The sequence below is a fragment of the Ochrobactrum sp. CGA5 genome (assembly GCF_006345815.1).
GTDB lineage: Bacteria > Pseudomonadota > Alphaproteobacteria > Rhizobiales > Rhizobiaceae > Brucella.
Map to the genome: position 1 here is coordinate 587169 of NZ_VCIG01000038.1, position 21118 is coordinate 608286.

A 21118-nucleotide genomic window follows, 5' to 3' on the forward strand; every position below is an offset into this window, starting at 1 on the left:
GTGGAGTGGCTTAACCGATAGAGCTTCACGGTCGGAACCGATGCGAATTCAGTTTCCGCCCAATCAAAACGCTGCGAAACGAAAGCAAATGAATGCGATTGCGGTGATATTTCCGCCGCAATCGCGCTTTAAAGAAAGCGCACTCAAAATAACACCGATGAAATGTGGGTAGCCTTCTTAACGGGGCCATTCCACCCCATGATTTTAGTAATGCCTTTAAAATAAAAGATTTTTTCTATTTTTCCGAAGGTCTGCTGCCTAACTAATCAGTTGTTATTTTGGTGAATCGGATCATGCTATTGAAAAAAGGGAACTTTCGCGGTGAAGTCGCAGACCAAACAACTTATTGCAACCGAAAAGCGTATTTTGACGCCTTCAGGTCGTTTGCAGCAAGTTGCGGCGCTGGTTTATCGTCGCGACATGGGCGCTCTTAAGGTCCTTGTCATCACCAGTCGCGGTACAGGTCGTTGGATCATCCCCAAGGGCTGGCCGCAAGTTGGTCGTACGCTGGCAGAAACAGCGCTTCGTGAAGCATATGAAGAAGCCGGCATTCGTGGCGAGGTATCTCCCGTACCGATCGGCAGTTTTTGCTATTGTAAGACAGATCTTCCGCCTGAACGCATAAACCAGTTCACGGCAGCAGTATTCGCGGTTCAGTTCACCGCGCAGGAGAAAGACTGGCCTGAACGCGATCAGCGCATAAGCGAATGGGTTTCGCCACAGGAGGCGGCCAATCGTGTCGAAGAGACAGAGTTGAAACACATATTGAACCAGTTTGGTGATTCGGGAGTTGCTGCGGCTGCCGAATAGGCAGCTTGAGGGCTAAGATCACAACATTTACCCCGGATGGCGATCGCTTGACAGGGATTTCCCCTTTCTTGCGCGCACCATGACGAACTTACCCCTCAATCTGCCATTAAAGGCAGGTTTCCCGGCTCCCAATTCCTGTAGCCAGCTTTGTTCGTAAAAGTGTCGCTTCTCCCCGTTATCCACATTCACCCAAAGTTGTTACGCACAATATCTAGATGTTGGAGCACTGCAGCAAACCATTGCTTGACGGTAGCAGCCGAGTCGTTTTTTATGAAGTTATCGTTGCGTAAGTAGCGTGATCAGATGCTGTAATCTGCCGGTCTTTTTTCGGTCAAGTTGAGTATCCAACGAGCGTGGCGCTTAAAGGTGCAATTTTCGCTCGGTGTTTCTCTGCGCCCAAAATCTGGGCCCGCCGGCCTCTGGATAAGCAGATATAGCGTCGAACGGAAATAGCGTTAACACTAGATTTAGTATTTGCGCCCATGCTTCTTACAAGATAAGGTGTTTTTGTTCTGCTGATTTTAAACTGCGATAGTGCCAGCAAGGTTGCAATCGAGCTCCCCTGAGGCGTTTTCTCGTGGCCTTAGATGAAGCGGAGGCGAGTTTCCGGGAGTTCTCTCCCCAACAAGCCGCTCCTCCTTGCTGAAGAGCCGCTTTGACAGAGACGCGATACAAACAGGCTGTGGCTGAAAACCGTCACTAGAGCTACTATATATAGAACGTTTGGATGGGACAGATGAAAATCGAACGCCGTTTCACGAAAGAGAATCAGTCGGCCTATGCGGACATCGCGTTCCGGACTGCGACAAGCGAAATCAAGAATCCCGACGGTTCCGTTGTATTCCGTCTCGAAAATATCAATGTGCCTGCGCAGTTCAGCCAGGTTGCCGCTGACATCCTCGCGCAGAAGTATTTCCGCAAGGCTGGTGTCCCCGCACAACTTAAGAAGGTCGAGGAAAACGACGTTCCTTCATGGTTGTGGCGCTCTGTCGCCGATGAGGAAGCACTTGCCAAGCTGCCGGAAAACGAACGCTATGGCTCCGAAATGGACGCCTGTCAGGTTTTTGACCGTCTCGCTGGAACCTGGACCTACTGGGGTTGGAAGGGCGGCTATTTCGCGTCTGAGGAAGACGCTCTCGCTTTCCGCGACGAGCTTGCATACATGCTCGCAACGCAGCGCGTGGCTCCTAACAGCCCACAATGGTTCAATACCGGCCTGCACTGGGCCTACGGCATCGACGGCCCCGGCCAAGGCCATTTTTATGTTGACTGGCAGACTGGCAAATTGACCAAGTCCAAGTCGGCGTATGAACATCCACAGCCGCACGCCTGTTTTATCCAGTCTGTTGGCGACGACCTCGTCAATGAAGGCGGCATCATGGATCTGTGGGTCCGCGAAGCACGTCTGTTCAAGTATGGCTCCGGCACAGGTTCCAATTTCTCGTATCTGCGCGGTGAAGGCGAAAAGCTTTCCGGTGGCGGCAAGTCTTCGGGTCTGATGAGCTTCCTCAAGATTGGCGACCGTGCTGCAGGCGCAATCAAGTCGGGCGGCACGACCCGCCGCGCCGCCAAGATGGTTGTGGTCGACATTGATCATCCGGATATTGAGGAATATATCGACTGGAAGGTGAAGGAAGAGCAGAAGGTCGCTTCGCTTGTTACCGGCTCCAAGATTGTCAAACAGCATTTGACCGCCATTATGAAGGCTTGCGTCAACTGCGAAGCGGATAATGACGATTGCTTTGACCCCACGAAAAACCCTGCCCTGAAGCGCGAAATAAAAGCCGCAAAAAAGAATCAGGTTCCAGAAAACTACGTCAAGCGCGTGATCCAGTTTGCACGGCAGGGCTACACCGACATTCAGTTCAAGACCTATGACACGGATTGGGATTCGGAGGCCTATCTCACTGTTTCGGGCCAGAACTCAAACAACTCCGTTTCGCTGAAGGACGAATTTTTGCGTGCTGTCGAAAATGATGGCGACTGGAACCTGACGGCTCGTCGCGACGGTCGCGTCATGAAGACGTTGAAGGCACGCGATTTATGGGAAAAGATCGGTTATGCTGCCTGGGCGTCCGCCGATCCTGGCCTGCATTACAACACGACCATGAACGACTGGCATACCTGCCCGACGGCAGGTCCAATCCGTGCCTCCAATCCGTGCTCGGAATATATGTTCCTTGACGATACAGCCTGCAATCTGGCGTCCATCAATCTGCTCACCTATCGCAACAAGGACGGTTCGTTCGATATTGCTGCTTATGAGCACACGGCGCGCCTGTGGACCATCGTTCTCGAAATCTCGGTGATGATGGCGCAGTTCCCTTCAAAGGAAATCGCCCGTCTCTCTTATGAATACCGTACGCTCGGCCTCGGCTATGCCAATATTGGTGGCCTGCTGATGACCTCCGGCATTCCGTATGATTCCGACGAAGGCCGTGCGATCTGCGGCGCGCTGACGGCGATCATGACCGGTGTGGCCTATGCAACCTCTGCCGAAATGGCAAAGGAACTCGGGACCTTCCCAAGCTATGAGCCGAATGCCGCGCATATGCTGCGTGTCATTCGCAATCACCGCCTAGCTGCCCATGGCGAGACCGCTGGTTATGAGGGGCTCGCTGTCAATCCAGTGGCATTGATTGCTGAGGATTGCCCTGATCAGAATCTGATTACCCATGCTCGCGCAGCCTGGGACAAGGCGCTGGAGCTTGGCGAAAAGCACGGCTACCGTAACGCACAGGCGACCGTCATCGCGCCGACCGGCACGATCGGCCTCGTCATGGATTGCGACACGACCGGTATCGAGCCTGACTTTGCACTGGTGAAGTTCAAAAAGCTGGCTGGTGGCGGCTACTTCAAGATCATCAACCGCGCCGTACCGGAAGCACTCCGCACACTCGGCTATTCGGAAAGCCAGATAGCCGAAATCGAAGCCTATGCCGTCGGCCATGGCAACATCAATCAGGCACCGGGCGTCAACCCCTCGTCGTTGAAGTCCAAAGGCTTCACCGATGAGAAGATCGAAGCCCTGAATGCTGCTCTCATAAGCGCATTCGATATCAAGTTCGCTTTCAACAAGTGGACACTGGGCGAAGACTTCTGCAAGGACGTGCTGAAGCTCACCGATGAGCAGTTGAATGATTTCTCGTTCGAGATGCTCCCAGCGCTGGGCTTTGCCAAAAAGGATATCGAAGCTGCCAACATCCACGTTTGCGGCGCGATGACCCTCGAAGGTGCTCCTTTCCTCAAAGAAGAGCATTATGCCGTATTCGATTGCGCCAATCCGTGCGGTAAGATCGGTAAGCGTTATCTCTCGGTGGATAGCCACATCCGAATGATGGCTGCCGCACAGCCGTTCATTTCGGGCGCGATTTCCAAGACGATCAACATGCCGAACGACGCAACGGTCGAGGATTGCAAGGACGCATACATGCTGTCCTGGAAGCTGGCCCTCAAGGCCAACGCGCTTTATCGTGACGGTTCTAAGCTTTCGCAGCCCCTTAATGCTGCCCTCATCACGGATGATGAGGACGAAGACGATGCGGTCGAGGCCCTGATCGAAGCACCGGCAGCAGCCCGCGCTGTTCAGGTTACGGAGCGGATCGTCGAGAAAGTTGTCGAAAAGATCGTGCATGAGCGTGAAAAGCTGCCGAATCGTCGTCAGGGCTATACCCAGAAGGCAGTCGTCGGTGGACACAAGGTATATCTGCGCACCGGTGAATTCGGTGATGGACGCCTTGGGGAAATCTTCATTGACATGCACAAGGAAGGTGCGGCTTTCCGCGCAATGATGAACAATTTCGCCATCGCGGTATCGCTCGGCCTGCAGTACGGCGTACCGCTTGAAGAATATGTGGAAGCCTTCACTTTCACGAAGTTCGAACCGGCTGGCATGGTCATCGGTAATGATGCCATCAAGACCGCAACGTCGATCATCGACTATGTCTTCCGCGAACTTGCAGTATCCTATCTTGGCCGCAATGACCTCGCCCACGTCGATACAAGCGATTTCGGCAATACTGCACTTGGCAAAGGCATAAAGGAAGGTAAGACCAATTTGGTCTCGACTGGCTGGACACGCGGCTATAAGCCGACGCTGGTGACGAACTCGGGTAGCGAAGCCAAAGGATCAACGAGTTCCGCTCCGCAGGCTTCCAATGTCACAACCTTGAAGTCGACAACGCAGACAGGCAGTCGCCCGGCGGCACTCGGCCTCGTGACCGATGGTGCGACGGCCTTCAAGCGTGAGTTCGAAGAACAGGCAGCACCTGCACAACAGCAGGAAAGCACCTCGGCAACTGAACTCTTTTCCGACAAGGCTGCTGCAGATGCTGCCTCTGCCCGTGCGGAAAGTGCAAACGCTGCCAAGAAGCTGGAAGCTGATCGCCGCATCAAGTCGATGATGCAGGGCTATACGGGTGATAGCTGCACCGAGTGCCAGAACTTCACCATGGTGCGCAACGGCACCTGCCTGAAGTGCGACACGTGCGGTGCAACAAGCGGCTGCAGTTAAGTTTAGTTCGCTGAAATGCAATAAAAGAAGGCCCGCTTCTGGCGGGCCTTTTTGTATAATAGGCTTTCTTGAAGAAGAATTGCGAACCACACATAATTTTTCAGTAAAATATACAATTTAATTAATTTCGGAACGAAGCGACTGTCTCCGCGTTCAATCTAAGCAACCGAACGTATAAAGGAGATAGTTATGTTCAGGACTAAACTTCTGACGACGACGTGTGCATTGCTGATTGGCGGCGCAGCTTATGCTCAGACGGCGGCTCCCGCGCCCGCGCCTGCTGAGCCACCGGCTGCGGCAGAGGAAATGCCGGTTTCGTCCAAGGACATGTTCGGCAATCCTACATCGGGTGAAGCCAACAAGGTCGGTTTTCTGGAACCTAAAGAAGGCCAGATTCTCATCTCTTCTTTCATTGGACAAAGTGTCTATGAAAGCGATGCGGCCGATGCCCAGACTGTCGGTAAACTGAATGACCTCATCGCCAGCCCCGAAGGGGAGATTGAGGCCGCAGTGATCGGCGTAGGCGGCTTTCTCGGTATCGGCGAGAAGGACGTTGCCGTAAGCCCAGATCAGTTGCAGCTCGCAACTCGCAGCGATGGTGAAAAATGGCTATTCATTAAGGCAACCAAACAGCAATTGACTGATGCACCTGCGTTTGACCGCTCAAAGTTTTTTGCTAATGGTGTGGCCGATCCTTCAGCGGCAAACAAGACCAATGCTACAGCCCCAGAAGCGCCAGCAAGCGACACAGCCCCCACAACTCCGCCTGCAGCACAGTAATATCGTCAAGATTCTTGCCATAACAAGTTTACCCCGGCCTTCCTGGCCGGGGCTTTAATGCAAATCGCATTTGTCGCCGTTAAAATCTTCATACGTTCGCCGTAATTCCCGATAGAAAGCAATACAGATATCGCAGTGCAACGCCTAAAACTCAGGATAGTCTATTGTCAGAATTTCTTGTTGCTCATCCTTGGGCGGAAACGCTTATTGCGCTCGGAGGGTTATTTCTTTCAGCATTCATTGCAAACTTTCTAATCAAGGCAATCTTGCTCAAACTGCTTGATCGTATTGTCCAGAAGACATTATTCGGGCAGGACGAGGAGCTTAAGAAACACAGTGTTATCAGCCGCCTTGCCAACATCGTTCCAGCCTTGATCATTTCATCCGGAATCATGGCCGTGCCGGGCCTTCCTGATGGTGGGATCACCGTAATCCGAAATGTGGCGATAGCCTTTATCATTCTGACGCTAGCTCTGGCGATTAACGCTGTGTTTGGACTTGTCGACACGCTCTATCACCGCCGGCCAGAAGCGAGATACCGCCCCATGAAGGGCTATATCCAGGTCGCCAAGCTGGCGGTCTATATCATTGCGACCGTTCTTATCATCGCGACATTGCTGGACAAGTCGCCGGTTATTCTTCTTTCAGGTGTCGGCGCCATGGCCGCCGTCCTTATACTGGTCTTTCAGGATACGTTGCTTTCACTGGTTGCCAGTATGCAGATCGCCTCTTCCAACATGGTGCGCGTCGGCGACTGGATCGAAATGAAGAACCTCGATGCCAATGGCGATGTCACGGAAATCGCGCTCTACACCGTCAAGGTCCAGAACTTTGACAACACAATCACAACAATTCCGATCCGCAAACTCATCACAGAGCCGATGAAGAACTATCGCGGAATGCAGGAATCCGGTGGGCGTCGTATCAAGCGCGCGCTCTATATAGATCAGAACACGATCCGTTTTCTGTCTGATGAGGAGCGAACCAGACTCGGCACGGTTGATTGGTTGGCGGACTATCTGCCAAAGAAGGCCAAAGAAATCGCTGAATGGAACCAGAAGCTCGGTGACCGCGCCAAAAATCCGATCAATAAGCGGCAGTTTACCAATATCGGTACGTTTCGAGCCTATGTGGACAATTATCTGCGCAATCACCCCGGTATACACAAAGGCATGACATTGCTGGTACGCCAGATGGACCCTACCCCCGAAGGTCTGCCACTCGAAATATACTGCTTCACAAACACGACCGTGTGGGCAGCATTCGAACAAATCCAGTCGGATATTTTTGACCATCTTTATGCGGTTCTACCGGCATTCGGCCTCGGTGCTTTTCAGAATCCGAGCGGCAATGACTTTCGTAAGCTGAACTTCAACGCGCCTGTCGGACAGTTTCAATAATCTTGGCGTTCAGGCGCTGAACGTTGTAGCCCGCGCGTGATGGTGTCAGGCCAAGCCGGACAACGGCAAGATGCATTGACGGCACGATCATGAGGTTTTGCCCGTCATGTCCTGACATCCAGAATGCGTCTTCTGGAATACCGTCTTCACCTGATTTCACACCTTAACCTGCAGCCAGACTTGAGCAGAACCATAACGTCCTTCAGACTCTGGTCTGGCTTTGCGCATAAATGAAATATAGTCCGCAGGCAAAACCGGCTTTCCGTAGAGATTTCCACCATCTGCGAGAAATGCGCCGAGCCGAGCCCAATCACGGGCCGTCGCATACATATAGGAAGAACCGGCGAAGACACCCGACGCGTCCACCTCCAGAATAGCACTGCTCATGCCAAGCGGACCGAAAAGTGCCAGTCGCGGATAGGCCAGCGCCTCTTCGCGACTGGCAAAGCTGTCCATGAATAGCTCTGACAGAATATTGGCTGTTCCGCTGGAGTAATTGAATTTCGTTCCCGGTGCCGTCTTCAGCGGCAACGACGCGGCAAAACCGGCCATGTCCGGCTCCAGATAAAGCATGCGTGTAACATCGGTGACAGTGCCATAATCCTCATCGAAGCGCAGACCGCTATTCATCGCCATCAGGTTTGCGAGAGAAATTTTCGCCCGTTCATCGCTTTTCCATTCCGGCAAAAGCTCGATTTTCTCCAAGCTCATGCGTCCTTCGGCAATCCGCATGCCGATCAGTGTCGCAATGACGGATTTGGTCATGGACCACCCCAGCAAAGGCGTATCCGCATCAAAGCCCGGACCGTAACTTTCGGCGACAAGCTTGCCATCCCGGATGACGGCAATTGCACGCATACCCGGACCAGCAAGTGCCTGATCCTCAATCACAGCCTGCACCGCCGGATCGGTTTCTATCTGGATCGGTTCCGCGGGAACCTGCGGGCCAGCCGGAATTTCAACCCGCACATCATCTTTCTGGATATTCGCGCATCCAATTACGGGGCGATATGTTGCCGTACTAGGCGCAAAGAAGCCGAAAAAACGAACAGTCACACTGCTGTTTTTCTTGTCGAGGGAAGCATTAAGAAATCGTAGAAGCGGGTTTCCCGGTGCCTGAACATCGTCCGCAAGAACGGCATCAGCATCCCGGCCTGCAATGAAAACATTCGAGCAAATAATCTTGGCGGCGTAGCCCGTTCCAACACGCAACAGTTCAGGCGGTTTAATGGCTAGCCAGAGAAATGCTCCAAACACAATAGCAAGCAGAAGACCGCCGACAAACTTGAAAATATGCCTCATGCTACCCCTCGCGATTAAGTACCAGAGCGGTTTCTTTGAACCCGTGCGCTGGAACACGCTAAATTTTTCGTCGCATTATCTTGCGCAAAGCCGCTTCGCACTTCTGCTGGAAATGCTTTAGCGGAAATCATATCAGGCCGAGATAGCTTACCAACTCCCGCGCCGCAGCACCGCCTGCCCTGTTTGCACCGATGGTCGAGGCGGACGGGCCATAGCCAACGAGATGAATGCGGGGATCAGCGGCCACCTGTGTCGCCAAACGGCCAGTCATGAGAATACCGGCTTCCGCATTGCGCAATTGCAATGGGGCAAGATGGTCGAGCGAGCTACGAAATCCCGTACACCACAAGATAACATCGAAGGTCTCTTCGGTTCCATCGTCCCAGCGAACACCTGCTTCCGTGATCTTGCTAAACATTGGCAACCTGTTGAGCACACCCCGAGCCCGGGCAGATTCGATCGCCGGCGTCAACGGCAACCCAGTGACGGAAACCACTGAACCCGGTGGCAGGCCCCGGCGAACTCGTTCCTCGACCATCGCCACGGCGGCGCGACCCAAATCTGGCGTAAACGGTCCTTCTCGGAAAGCAGGCTCCTTCCGGGTGACCCAAACTGTTTCGGTCACGCGCGATATCTCGTCCAAAAGCTGCACGGCCGAAATGCCCGCACCGACAACCAGAACGCGTTTGCCTTTAAAGGCATCCGCTGTTTGATAATCACGCGTGTGAAGCTGCCTGCCTTTAAACAGTTCTGCACCGGGATAAGGCGGAATATAGGGAGTTTCCCAGGTACCCGTCGCGTTGATAATCCCGCGTGCCGAATAGTTGCCCCGATCAGTCTCCACACGCAACCGTTCGCCGCGATCACAGACCACTTTCACCGTGACGGGGCGGTGCACCGGAAGATCGAATTTTTCTTCATATGCGCGGTAATATTGCGGAACCGCAACCGATGCGCGTACCTCGCCATCGGTCGTTTCGACAATATCCTCGAACTTCATACCGGGGAGATCGTGAATAGCGTTCGCGGTTCTGAGTGTCAGCGAAGGCCAGCGGAATTGCCAAGCTCCACCTGGTCCTGCAGCCTTGTCGAGAACCACAAATTGTCTCTCTCCTGAAAGCCCGAGCTTATTCAGATGATAGGCAGATGAGAGTCCGGCCTGCCCGGCTCCGATGACTACGATATCGACCTTGCGGGCGAGTTTCACATGGCGATCAGCGGAGGACTGCTGTTCGCCGGACTGTATATCTGACATGATGCGCTACGAGCTTCCAAAACATGACCCGTGTCCGTGGATAGGGACCGCGCGACTGCGCCAAAAATTCGACTATTCCAACACCGTCGCCGCGCTGCGCAGTCTTTTATTGCGCCCCTCCCAAACACTGACCATCAACATGATAACCGTCGTCAGTATACCCATTTCCAACAGATCAGCTATATAACCGACCGGGATCGCGAGTAGCAACGCCAGAACGCCGAAAACGTGCGATAGGGGAATAACACCGTAAACGACCTTTTTGTAGATGACGCTACCAGTCAAATAGAGCGCCGGTCCTGCTACCAGAATGAGAACATAGGCCGTTTTCAATCGATCGTCCGGGTGCTTCATCACCAGATCGTTCCCGACTGCGGTTGCGATAATACCCGCAACCAGAATGGCATGAACATAATGAAAATATGCGCCTATTCGACCAGAGTCTGTGGAATGAGTGATCGTTTCTGTCGCGTCCTTGCTTGAGGTTCCAAAATACAGCCACCACATGGCAAGCGTACCGACAAAGGTTGCAACCAAGGCCGATAGGAGAGGCATACTCCATTCCTCAGTCGACGAAAGGGATACACCGGTGGCCAGCAATGTTTCACCGAGCGCTACGATCACGAACAATTGGCACCGCTCTGCAAGATGTCCCCCCTCGATAGTCCAGTCGCTGGTATGAGAACGTCCGAGACCCGGTAGTGCAAAGCCAAGCATCGGCGATAAATATTCGCAAAGCACGGCAATCAGCCACAAAGCCATGCGAGCCTCATGTTCGACGAAACAACCCGCAATCCAGAAGATTGCGGAAATGACGAGCCATCCAAGCATTCGCCGGTAATTGGCGGCAAGCGGATGGTTCTGCCCCAGAACAAACACTATATACGCAGTCCGCCCCACCTGTATTGCAACGTAAGCCAGCGCAAATATCCAGCCTTGTTCCCCAAAAGCGCCAGGAATGGACGATGCCATAATCAGACCAAGCAGCATGACGCAGAATAAAAGGCTGCGTATCCGCGTCGTTTCGGGGTTGAACCAATTTGTAACCCAACAGGTATATTGCCAGCCAAGCCATACCGCGAACCAGAGGATCAGCGTTTCAACCACGCCGGTCAGCGTCAGATTGTGCAGAAGCTCATGACTCAATTGCGTAACTGCGAAAACATACACCAGGTCGAAGAACAGCTCCTCGAACGTGACCCGGGCATGATGCCCGTCTCGTTTTCTCAAAAGCGGATGTGCGGCGACGGTAGAATCTGTGTTCATGCGAATGTACCTTCCCCTCAGACGATAGGCATTCAATGCCACTGCCCGGCAGCTTAGCCCGCAGCCTATAAGGCGTATATCTGAATATGCTAATTTCTACTTAAAGAAGTCGGCGCAGACTTATTTCTCGCTGCGCGTGTTACCTGCCTTAAGCCATGCATCGATACCGTTCGCCGCTGCACAGCCCATAGCGAAACAGGCGGTAAGGAGATAGCCACCTGTGGGTGCCTCCCAGTCAATCATCTCTCCGGCGACAAAAATGCCGGGCAGCTTCTGCAGCATGTAGTTCTTGTCGATTTCTTGCCAGCGAACCCCACCCGCCGACGAGATCACTTCATCCAGCGGGCGCGGGCGGAGTAATGGAATGGAAAGAGCCTTGATCGTGGCGGCCAGCGCTTTCGGATTTCTGTCGCGGGTGAACTCAGTAACAAGAGCTGCCTTTACACCCGTCAAACCGGCCGCCTTACGCAGAAGATTACCGAAGCTCAGCTTTGCATCTTGCCGGGAAATGTCAGCTACCAACCGCTCAAGAGTTCGTCCTGGAACAAGATCAAGTTTCAGAAACGCCTTGCCGTTCTCCTGCAAGCTGTCGCGCAGAGCTGCGGAATGGGCATAGACGAGGCTACCCTCCACCCCGCCGCGCGTAACGACAAACTCGCCCTGCATCGTGCCTGCACTGGACGTCGCGGTGACCGACTTCACTGGTTCACCGGCGAAGCGTTCGGCAAATAGATCGCTCCAGGCAACATCAAAACCGCAGTTCGCTGGTTGAAACGGCGCGATATCAATTGATCTTCGTTTAAACTCGTCAACCCAAAGGCCGTTGGAGCCGAGCTTCGGCCAGCTTCCACCGCCAAACGCAAAAAGAGCGGCGTCGCATATAATCGTCTGGATGCCGTACGAGTTTTCAATTCTGAGACTACTGCCTGCGAAGCCAAGCCAGCGATGGCGAGTTAGGATACGGACACCCTGGTCTTCGAGACGTTTTCTCCAACCGCGCAGAAGCGGCGACGCCTTCATCGCTTTGGGAAAAACCCTGCCGGACGAACCGACAAAGGTCTCGGCGCCCAGTTCATCCGCCCATGTACGCAACTCGGCTGAACCAAAATCGGTCAAGGTTGGCAGTATACGATCACGGCTTGAGCCGAAGCGCCCAGCAAAAGCTGCAAAATCCTCTGAATGCGTGATATTCAGACCCGACTTGCCAGCAAGCAGGAACTTTCGGCCAACCGTAGGCATCTGCTCGTAAACGGTCACACGGTAGCCCAGTGCGGACAGTCTTTCGGCAGCCATCAAACCAGATGGCCCGCCTCCCAGAATGGCGATATTGCCTTCAGGCATCACGGTGTAAACCTCGCCGAAGTATTAATCCTGCTTCTCCAGCATTTCCTTAACAGTTGTTGCCAATTGTTTGAGTGAGAAAGGCTTTGGCAAGAATCCGAACTTGGCATCGGCTGGAAGATTGCGCGCAAAGGCATCCTCCGCATAACCCGAAACGAATATGAACTTGATATCAGGATAAGTCTTGCGCAGTTCACGCAGCAGCGTCGGGCCATCCATTTCAGGCATAACCACATCCGACACGACGATATCCACCTCACCGCCAAGTTCAGCCATGACTTCAAGCGCTTCGACACCGGACGCTGCTTCGTGGACAGTATATCCGCGTGACTGAAGTGCACGCACGCCGCCCATACGGACCGCATCCTCATCTTCAACCAGAAGTACTGTTGCCGAACCGGAAAGGTCGGTCGCTTTCTCGACCTTCTTTTCCTTCACAACGACTGGCGCATCATCAGCGCGTTTTTCTTCAATAAGACGCGGCAGGAAGATCTTGAACGTTGTGCCTTTTCCGACTTCGGAATCGCAGTAGATGAAACCACCGGTCTGCTTGATGATGCCATATACCATCGACAGGCCAAGCCCGGTGCCCTTACCAACTTCTTTCGTTGTAAAGAACGGTTCGAAAATCTTTTCAAGCACGTCCGCTGGAATACCCGTTCCGGTGTCCTCAACTTCGAAAACTACGTAATCCGCGTCCGGCAGGTCTCGATAATGAAGCTTTGCCGTTTCCAGAGCCGTCACGTTACGCGTGCGTAACGTGATTTCACCACCTTCCGGCATGGCGTCACGTGCGTTGACAGCCAAATTGACCGCGACCTGCTCGAACTGCCCTAGATCAGCCTTAACCGGCCACAGATCACGCCCATGATCAATTTTCAGCTCAATATCTTTGCCAACAAGGCGCGCCAGCAACATGCGCAGATCTGCCAGAACATCCGTCAGGTCCAGCACTTCAGGGCGAAGTGTCTGTCGGCGCGAGAATGCCAGAAGTTGGCGCACGAGAGAGGCCGCGCGATTGGCGTTCTGCTTTATGTTCATGATGTCCGGGAAGGAAGGATCGGACGCGCGATGGTTCGTCAGTAGCAAATCCGACGACATAATGATCGCAGTCAGAACATTGTTAAAATCGTGTGCAATGCCGCCTGCAAGTTGACCGACCGCCTGCATCTTCTGGCTCTGTGCCATCTGATTTTCAAGGGCTTTTTGCTCAGTCGTTTCGACAGCCGAGATAATCGCTGCCTCTTCAGCACGCTCCCCGCCCAGATCCGTTACAGGGCTCATATAAAAGCGGATATGCCGCTCTTCATTGCCCGGTAAAACTGTGTCGACAGGCGATATACTTGCCTGTCCGGCGAAGGCGGCAGCAAGTGCCCTATTGAAAGTCTCACGGTCGCGCTCATGCACAACGATCTCAAGCTTCGCATTGCCATCAATCGCATCCCGATCCACAACAGGAGCAAAAATATCGAGAAATCGCGCATTGGTGCGCAAAATATGTCCACCGGAATCAACCGCAGCGATGGCCATCGGAGCAGAGTTGAAGAAACGCGTGAAGCGCACTTCTGCTGAGCGCAGTGCCATCGACGAATCTTCACCCTCTGCACGATCGAGAACGATGGTACGGCTTGTACCACGTGTTCCATCGCGGGCGGCTTGAACACGGTGATAGAAGCGAACCGCAAGGCTCTGTCCGTTGCGCTTGATAAGGTCAAGGTCGATAACGGTGTTACGGCTTGTGCCCGGTTCGGCTTTCACCGCTTTGATCAGCGCCATCCCGCTGCCCGCCACGATATCGTTGAGTGTCAACGATCCCGGTGTAAACTGGGTCAGGTCGACACCAAGCCATTCCGCAAGCGTTGCATTGAGATAAATGATCCGACCCGAAGGATCAGCGGAAAAGAAACCTGCTGGTGCGTGGTCGAGATGATTGATGGCTTCCTGCAGCTCCTGAAAGAAACGCTCCTGCTCAGCGCGCTCGTCGGAAATATCAGCGATCTGCCAGGCAACGAGCGGGCTTTTGAATTCCTGTCCAGCTTCAATTGGACGTGCCTTGATACGGTACCAGACTGGAGCCAACGACCCATGACTTTCGCGAGAAAGACCGCCCGACAGACGCACCTCCTCCTGTGCCGACAGACCATCGCGAACGGCATTCGTCAGCCGGTAAATCGCGTCGGACGCCGCCGGTTCCGCCGTCAGCACATTATCGAGCGAACGAACTCCTTCGGCGTTCGCTACTCCGGTCATGACAGCATAAGCCTGATTGGCATAAACGATCTGGCCGCGTGCGTCGGAAATAACCGTTCCTTCGGGCTGTGAATCCATGAAGGAATGAGCGAGGTCCTGATCGCTGTTCTTCTGGCTGAACTGGATCAGGCCAGTCGCAACACCGAAAAGATAGAATACTCCAACCATGGAAAGAATGCCCATGAGAACAAGGGCAAACCCATCTCCTAACTGGTCGCGAAACACAAAATAGGCAATCGCGGCGACGGTCAGCAAAACACCTACGATCAACAGGCGAAGAGCGCCGCTACGATTGCGCTTCGGCATTACCAGCGGTTTCGGATAAGCGTTGTCCGTCTGTCGCGACATCAAGCCTGCTGCCCTTTCACGTTGCGTGGCTGGACACCAACAGGCATCAGCGTGCCGTGTGTTTTCTCAATCAGCCAAGACGTCATTTCAATCATCCGCATATCCGATTTTCTCGAATGCACTTCTCTGCGCATTTCAGCTATCGCGTGGGAACGCTCAGCCAATATGTCAGGGTTTATCCGATTCGCAGAATGCTTTAATCGGCGAGCAGTACAAGCATTGCTGCACTGAAACGGTGCAAATTAGACTTTTTTGCACCGTTTTGCCTGAAGATCATATATTTCTCGCATTTCCAAGAAACATTCCCAATGCTCAAAAATTCAACTACTGTACCAATCATGTGATGATGTGGATTGCCGGGGGAAACGTAGTCTCCATTCGTCGCAGGTTTTTCGTTTATTGTATTAAGAGGGTATCCGCATGAAGGAATGGCTCAGCGGCATCGTTGGAGAGAGCGCGGCTAATATTGTCGGCTTCATCCTAGTATTTGCGATCATTCTTGGCGGAATTTTCGTCGTTCTCAGTATCATTCGCCGTTTCAGTGGCGGTACTTTCGCCTCTAACGGGCGTTCGCGGCAGCCGCGCCTCTCAGTGATGGACGCTGCGGCAGTCGACAGCCGACGCAAGCTGGTCCTCATTCGCCGTGACGATGTGGAACATCTGCTGCTCATTGGCGGGCCGACCGATGTCGTGGTTGAACAGAACATCGTGATGGAATCGCGCGTACATGCGCGCGCTCAGGCTTCACGCATAGAACCTGAGCACATCGAGCGCTTCAAACAGCACGAAGCAACACTGACCAATGAAAGAGCGGAGCGCCCTGCTCTTCCACTGCAACCACCGCAGGCCGAAGAGAAGGACGAAGCGATCCAGATCACGTCCGCAATTGAAACGCCGGTTTATCGCAAGCCTGAGCCAGTACGAGAAGAGCCGATCCAGCAGGCGGCTGCGCCTGTTCGCGTTCCGCCACACTTTCCGACGGAAGCAACGCCATCTCGACCGCCTGTCGAGACGAAATCCTCTCAACCTGTCCAGTCGAGGCCGCAGCCACGCCCAGCACCCAGCTATCCGCCGCAGCCCCGCACTGTATTGCCGCCTCGCCCCGCTCAAACTCAGGCACAGTCGACCCGCGCCCACCCGGCCTATCCGTTAAGCCAGGTTTCCCGGGGCGTCCTGAGTTCGACCTCCTCCGGCACGACCGCAACCGCTGGCTTTGCTGCTACAGCGTCAGCCGCTTCTGCAAATCTTGGCGGCATCGTTCCTGGGCGTGAAACAGCAGTCGCAGAAAAATCTTCTTCGATCGATGTGACCGGCCCTACTGCCTCATCCACTGCAGCACCTGCTTTCATTACCCCTTCGGAACCGAATCGGGTCGAGCCTGTAATCACGGTTGCCGAACCAAAACCAATAGAGTCCGAAGAAGTATCAGCAGAAACCCCAAATGATGACCTGGCCGATCTCGGCAGCGCGTTACGTGACGAGATCACAGCGGATGTCAGCTCAGAGGGTGCAGCCAACAATGCCGCTGAGGAATCGATCTCGTTTGACACGGAATACTTCGAGAATGAACTTCTGAGTTCGCTTGATATATCCGCAACCGATGATGGCGTTGAAGACAAGGCCAAGGATGATATCGAGGATGAAATGGAAAAGCTCCTCGGTGAATTGACCAAGGATGAAATTCGCAGGGGCTGAGTCTCCTGCCTGTATATGCACTGATAAAAAGAAAATAGGCTGCGGAAACCGCAGCCTATAAGTTTTCAAACCGTCTTGAAACCTAGTCGTCGCGATAGACTTTCTCACGACGTTCATGGCGCTCTTGCGCTTCGATGGATAGCGTAGCGATCGGACGCGCATCAAGCCGCTTCAAGCTGATAGGTTCTCCCGTTTCCTCGCAGAAGCCGTATGTCCCCTCATCAATGCGGCTCAGGGCTGCGTCGATTTTGGATATCAATTTGCGCTGTCTGTCGCGAGCACGTAGCTCGATTGCCCGATCCGTCTCGGAGGATGCCCTATCCGCCAGGTCGGGGTGGTTTGCATTTTCCTGCTGTAGCGCTTCAAGCGTTTCGCGCGCTTCCCGCAGAATATCATTCTTCCACGCAATCAATTTCGCGCGGAAATAAGACTTCTGCCGCTCATTCATGAACGGCTCGTCTTCAGTGGGCCTATAGTCAAGGTCAATCAATTCACTCATTCTGAATTACCCCACATCTAGGAGACGCGAGCGGTTATATAGTTCCATAGCATCAAGGACACAACATCAAACAACCATATCCCACCACTTTTTAGTGCATCAATTTTATATGATTTTGCTTAAAAATTATGCGATTAGAAAGTCTATGCGAAATGTTGCTCTTTAGATTTTTAGAATAACTTCAATTGACTGCCTATAAAACAGATATTTATTCCAGTCTCGTTCAACGCCAATCAGGCACAAGATCATCCGCCTATTAACTAGGCAGATATCCCTCGGTAAATAATGCTGACAGACATAGAAAAATCGGGAAAATGGGCTTCTGCGCGGCTGGATGCGCTCCGATTATGGTCGAAAATGCTCCCTGAACACAGTTTGGAACGCTACAGATGAGTCGTTTGCTTCTCCTAAGACATGGCAAAGCCGCGTGGGCAAAACCCGGAATGAAGGATTTTGATCGTCCTCTTGATCAGGAAGGGAAAGCTTCTCTGAAAAGACTTGCGGAGACAATGAAGTCTGTCAATCTCATTCCTGATCTGGTGGTACTTTCAGGTTCACGCAGAACGAGGGATACTGCGTTCGGCATCATCGAAAGATTAAAGATTGATGTCGAAACTGTTATCGATGACACAATCTATAGCGGGGGCGCGGCTGATTACATGCACGCCATAAACAAGCATGGAAATGTGCCTACACTGATGCTCGTGGGACATAATCCCAGCATAGAAGATCTGGCACTGGCTTTGTGTAGCGATGGCAACAAGGATGGCCTTTTGAAGCTCCGTGCAGGTTTTCCAACAGCCGCACTGGCGAGCATTGTGTTTCCCGCTTCGCTGGGTGAGCTTCGGCCTGGTACTGGTTATCTGGAAAGCTTCATGCTGCCTCATTAGTACCTTGAGTCCTGCTTTGGATGTTTCGCCATGACAACATTCCTTGCCAAGGTCGCCGGTGCCACCCTATCTATACCGCTGACAGACAATCGAATTGGCGAGGGTTAATTGGCTAAGCTGACAAGTATTGGCGACGAAGCGATGATCGCACTGGATACACTAACAGATCGTGCGACCGGGCTTTTGTCTCCTTCGTTGCGGCTCGGCGTTACAGGTTTGTCACGCGCCGGAAAGACGGTCTTCATTACAGCGCTGGTTCATAACCTCTTGCATGGCGGCAGGCTTCCTATGTTCGAAGCCTATAAATCCGGGCGTATTTCAAGGGCGCTGCTTGAACCGCAGCCCGATGATGCCGTTCCCCGCTTTCAGTATGAAGAACATCTGTCAGCATTGATTGATGAGCGTATTTGGCCGGAGTCCACCCGCGCTATCTCGCAATTACGCCTGACGATCGAATATGAATCCGCTTCCGCATGGGGCCGCTGGCTGTCACCGGGCAAACTTTCGGTCGATATTGTTGATTATCCCGGGGAATGGCTGCTGGATCTGCCTCTGCTTGGCAAATCCTATGCTGAGTTCAGTGCCGATTCTTTTGCTCTCGCCCATGAACCAACGCACAACGATCTCGCTCAGGAGTGGATTGCCGAAGCTTCGCTCATCGCGCCTTCCGAAAAGGCGGACGAATTGACTGCGCAGCGGCTCGCAAAGAGCTTTACAGCTTATTTGCGTGCAGGCAAAGCCGATGAACGCGCTTTATCGACCTTGCCGCCAGGACGCTTCCTTATGCCGGGCGACCTAGATGGATCACCGGCACTGACATTCGCCCCGCTGCCCGACCTGAAGCCGAATGATCTGAAGGCAGGTTCTCTGGGCGCAATGATGGAACGGCGGTATGAAGCCTATAAAACCTACGTCATCAAGCCTTTCTTTCGCGAACATATTGCGCGACTCGACCGGCAAATTGTGCTCATCGATGCCATGCAGGCGATGAATGCTGGAGGCGCAGTCGTTGCCGATCTCGAACGCGCGCTCACAGATATCCTGTCCTGCTTCCGCCCAGGGCGCTCCAACGTGCTGACTGGCCTGATCCAACGGCGGATCGGCCGCATTCTTGTTGCCGCAACCAAGGCCGACCATCTTCACCATGAAAGTCATGACCGTCTGCAAGCCATTGTGCGCCGTCTCGTGGAACGGGCTATAGAGCGCGCCGACTTTTCCGGCGCGAATATTGATGTTCTGGCGATGGCCGCCGTACGCGCAACCCGCGAGGCAACAGTAACCCAGGGCAAGGAAATTCTTCCGGTCATTGTCGGCACGCCACTGAAAGGTGAAAAGATCGACGGTGAAGTCTTCGATGGTAAAACTGAAACTGCCATATTTCCTGGAGACTTACCGAAGAATCCCAACGCAATTTTTGAAAAGTCTTTTGCGCAAGATGATCCAGCCATCCGTTTCGTTCGTTTTAGCCCTCCCCGGCTTGAGCGTACAGCGGAAGGCATCACGTTGTCCTTGCCTCACATAAGGCTGGATCGTGCCCTACAGTTTCTGATTGGGGATCGCCTCGCATGACAGAGAAGACACCACGCAGCCCTGCTTCCTTTACAGTAAGCCAGCCCTCCGCCCGCACAGAAACGCTGGACGATGCGCCGCGCCGCCCTCGTGCTGTACGCAATCTTGATGCTGTTGTTCCTCAACCGGATATCTTCGCCTTAAGCGAGGAAGAAGCCGCGAAACTGGAAGTTCTCGATCCCTCATTTGATGAGCCGGAACGCAAAAGCTGGTCGCTCAGCAAAATATTTCTCGGAGCTCTCGGCATCCTCTTTTCATTCGCCATCGGAATGTGGACCGAAGACCTCATTCGGGCGCTATTCTCCCGCGCAGATTGGCTGGGCTGGACCGCTCTGGGTGTCGCTACAATCGCCCTCGTCACGTTTATAGCCATTGTCGTTCGCGAATTGGTCGCACTCCGCCGTCTAGCTTCAGTGCAGCACCTCCGCAACGACGCCGCAGATGCGGCGGAACGAGACGATATGGCCGCAGCCAGAAAAGCAGTGGACTCGCTACGCTCAATTGCGACAGGCTTGCCTGAGACAGCGCGCGGGAGGCAGCTTCTGGACGGCCTGACAGACGATATCATTGACGGGCGGAACCTGATCCAACTTGCTGAAACTGAAATCCTTCGTCCTCTCGATCGGGAAGCGCGCGCGCTCATTCTGAATGCTTCAAAGCGCGTTTCAATTGTTACCGCGATCAGCCCGCGAGCTCTGGTCGATATTGGCTATGTCATTTTTGAATCAGCCCGACTGATCCGTCGACTTTCACAGTTGTACGGCGGTCGTCCAGGCACGCTGGGTTTTCTGAAACTTGCCCGTCGGGTTATTGCCCATCTGGCCGTGACGGGAACGCTAGCGATGGGGGATAGCGTGATCCAACAGTTGGTCGGTCACGGCCTTGCCTCACGACTGTCGGCCAAACTGGGCGAAGGAGTTGTCAACGGCCTCATGACAGCCCGCATCGGGATCGCGGCCATGGATGTGGTACGTCCATTTCCATTCAATGCGGAAAAACGCCCTGGAATTGGAGATTTTATCGGCGACCTTGCGAGATTAAGTAGTGAACGATCCGACGGAAAGCCTCCTGCAAATAGCCGTTTGTTTCCGAAGCATTAACCATTCGCGACGATTATAGGCGGGTAGAGATTAGCGTTAGAATCGAGCGGTCGGGTGTAGCGGCATACTCCCCATGAACATGTGCCCTTCTCCATCTGTC

The 21118-nt window shown here is 53.5% G+C and carries 13 protein-coding genes and 1 pseudogene; 8 read left to right on the forward strand and 6 right to left on the reverse strand.

What is annotated here, in order from left to right:
* Positions 1-321 precede the first annotated feature (321 nt).
* The 4 genes from FJQ48_RS15955 (at position 322) to FJQ48_RS15970 (ending at position 7503) form a co-directional block, all read left to right on the forward strand.
* Positions 322-810, forward strand: a complete 489-nt coding sequence (locus tag FJQ48_RS15955) for an NUDIX hydrolase (RefSeq protein ID WP_139975938.1) — start codon at positions 322-324, stop codon at positions 808-810.
* A 736-nt stretch (positions 811-1546) separates the two neighbouring features.
* The gene (locus tag FJQ48_RS15960; RefSeq protein WP_139975939.1) at positions 1547-5323 is read left to right on the forward strand and encodes a vitamin B12-dependent ribonucleotide reductase; all 3777 of its coding nucleotides are present in this window, start codon (positions 1547-1549) and stop codon (positions 5321-5323) included.
* A 189-nt stretch (positions 5324-5512) separates the two neighbouring features.
* A complete protein-coding gene (locus FJQ48_RS15965; protein WP_139975940.1) occupies positions 5513-6103 on the forward strand; it encodes a PRC-barrel domain-containing protein in 591 nt (196 codons plus the stop codon).
* A gap of 164 nt (positions 6104-6267) precedes the next feature.
* On the forward strand, positions 6268-7503 hold the full coding sequence (locus FJQ48_RS15970) for a mechanosensitive ion channel family protein (protein WP_139975941.1): 1236 nt from the start codon (positions 6268-6270) through the stop codon (positions 7501-7503).
* Here the strand turns inward: FJQ48_RS15970 and FJQ48_RS15975 are convergent.
* The 5 genes and pseudogenes from FJQ48_RS15975 to FJQ48_RS15995 form a co-directional block, all read right to left on the reverse strand.
* Positions 7475-8805 (reverse strand): annotated as a pseudogene (locus tag FJQ48_RS15975) (serine hydrolase). The gene FJQ48_RS15970 and the pseudogene FJQ48_RS15975 overlap by 29 nt on opposite strands.
* A gap of 127 nt (positions 8806-8932) precedes the next feature.
* Positions 8933-10060, reverse strand: a complete 1128-nt coding sequence (locus FJQ48_RS15980) for an NAD(P)-binding domain-containing protein (RefSeq protein ID WP_180350224.1) — start codon at positions 10058-10060, stop codon at positions 8933-8935.
* 72 nt (positions 10061-10132) lie between these two features.
* Entirely contained in the window at positions 10133-11326 is a 1194-nt protein-coding gene (locus FJQ48_RS15985; RefSeq protein WP_139975942.1) for a low temperature requirement protein A, read from the reverse strand.
* Positions 11327-11446: 120 nt separating this feature from the next.
* Positions 11447-12667 carry a TIGR03862 family flavoprotein gene (locus FJQ48_RS15990; protein WP_139975943.1) on the reverse strand — a complete coding sequence of 407 codons (1221 nt, stop codon included), beginning with the start codon at positions 12665-12667 and terminating at the stop codon, positions 11447-11449.
* 24 nt (positions 12668-12691) lie between these two features.
* On the reverse strand, positions 12692-15265 hold the full coding sequence (locus FJQ48_RS15995) for a PAS domain-containing sensor histidine kinase (protein WP_139975944.1): 2574 nt from the start codon (positions 15263-15265) through the stop codon (positions 12692-12694).
* Between the two features lie 420 nt (positions 15266-15685).
* Here FJQ48_RS15995 and FJQ48_RS16000 point away from each other — a divergent pair, with 420 nt between their 5' ends.
* Positions 15686-16960 carry a flagellar biosynthetic protein FliO gene (locus FJQ48_RS16000; protein WP_139975945.1) on the forward strand — a complete coding sequence of 425 codons (1275 nt, stop codon included), beginning with the start codon at positions 15686-15688 and terminating at the stop codon, positions 16958-16960.
* 82 nt (positions 16961-17042) lie between these two features.
* Here FJQ48_RS16000 and dksA read toward each other — a convergent pair whose 3' ends face one another.
* Positions 17043-17459 (reverse strand): RNA polymerase-binding protein DksA, encoded by a 417-nt coding sequence (gene dksA / locus FJQ48_RS16005; protein ID WP_006466858.1) that lies wholly within the window; start codon positions 17457-17459, stop codon positions 17043-17045.
* Between the two features lie 389 nt (positions 17460-17848).
* Between dksA and FJQ48_RS16010 the strand changes: the two genes are divergently transcribed.
* The 3 genes from FJQ48_RS16010 to FJQ48_RS16020 all read left to right on the forward strand — a co-directional run bounded on the left by FJQ48_RS16010 (position 17849) and on the right by FJQ48_RS16020 (position 21018).
* Positions 17849-18349: a histidine phosphatase family protein gene (locus FJQ48_RS16010; RefSeq protein ID WP_139975946.1), complete on the forward strand. Its 501-nt coding sequence runs from the start codon at positions 17849-17851 to the stop codon at positions 18347-18349.
* Between the two features lie 108 nt (positions 18350-18457).
* Complete coding sequence (locus FJQ48_RS16015; RefSeq protein ID WP_180350225.1) at positions 18458-19918, forward strand: YcjX family protein; 1461 nt, start codon at positions 18458-18460, stop codon at positions 19916-19918.
* Complete coding sequence (locus FJQ48_RS16020; protein WP_139975947.1) at positions 19915-21018, forward strand: TIGR01620 family protein; 1104 nt, start codon at positions 19915-19917, stop codon at positions 21016-21018. Before FJQ48_RS16015 ends, FJQ48_RS16020 begins: the two co-directional genes overlap by 4 nt.
* The last annotated feature ends 100 nt before the right edge of the window (positions 21019-21118 follow it).

What these genes read in the sequence shown, in the direction of transcription:
- FJQ48_RS15980 (WP_180350224.1), bottom strand. Translation starts at nt 10,060, where the DNA reads ATGTCAGATATACAGTCCGGCGAACAGCAGTCCTCCGCTGATCGCCAT.
- FJQ48_RS15990 (WP_139975943.1), bottom strand. Translation starts at nt 12,667, where the DNA reads ATGCCTGAAGGCAATATCGCCATTCTGGGAGGCGGGCCATCTGGTTTG.
- FJQ48_RS16000 (WP_139975945.1), top strand. Translation starts at nt 15,686, where the DNA reads ATGAAGGAATGGCTCAGCGGCATCGTTGGAGAGAGCGCGGCTAATATT.
- FJQ48_RS16020 (WP_139975947.1), top strand. Translation starts at nt 19,915, where the DNA reads ATGACAGAGAAGACACCACGCAGCCCTGCTTCCTTTACAGTAAGCCAG.
- FJQ48_RS15960 (WP_139975939.1), top strand. Translation starts at nt 1,547, where the DNA reads ATGAAAATCGAACGCCGTTTCACGAAAGAGAATCAGTCGGCCTATGCG.
- dksA (WP_006466858.1), bottom strand. Translation starts at nt 17,459, where the DNA reads ATGAGTGAATTGATTGACCTTGACTATAGGCCCACTGAAGACGAGCCG.
- FJQ48_RS15965 (WP_139975940.1), top strand. Translation starts at nt 5,513, where the DNA reads ATGTTCAGGACTAAACTTCTGACGACGACGTGTGCATTGCTGATTGGC.
- FJQ48_RS15985 (WP_139975942.1), bottom strand. Translation starts at nt 11,326, where the DNA reads ATGAACACAGATTCTACCGTCGCCGCACATCCGCTTTTGAGAAAACGA.
- FJQ48_RS15995 (WP_139975944.1), bottom strand. Translation starts at nt 15,265, where the DNA reads ATGTCGCGACAGACGGACAACGCTTATCCGAAACCGCTGGTAATGCCG.
- FJQ48_RS16010 (WP_139975946.1), top strand. Translation starts at nt 17,849, where the DNA reads ATGAGTCGTTTGCTTCTCCTAAGACATGGCAAAGCCGCGTGGGCAAAA.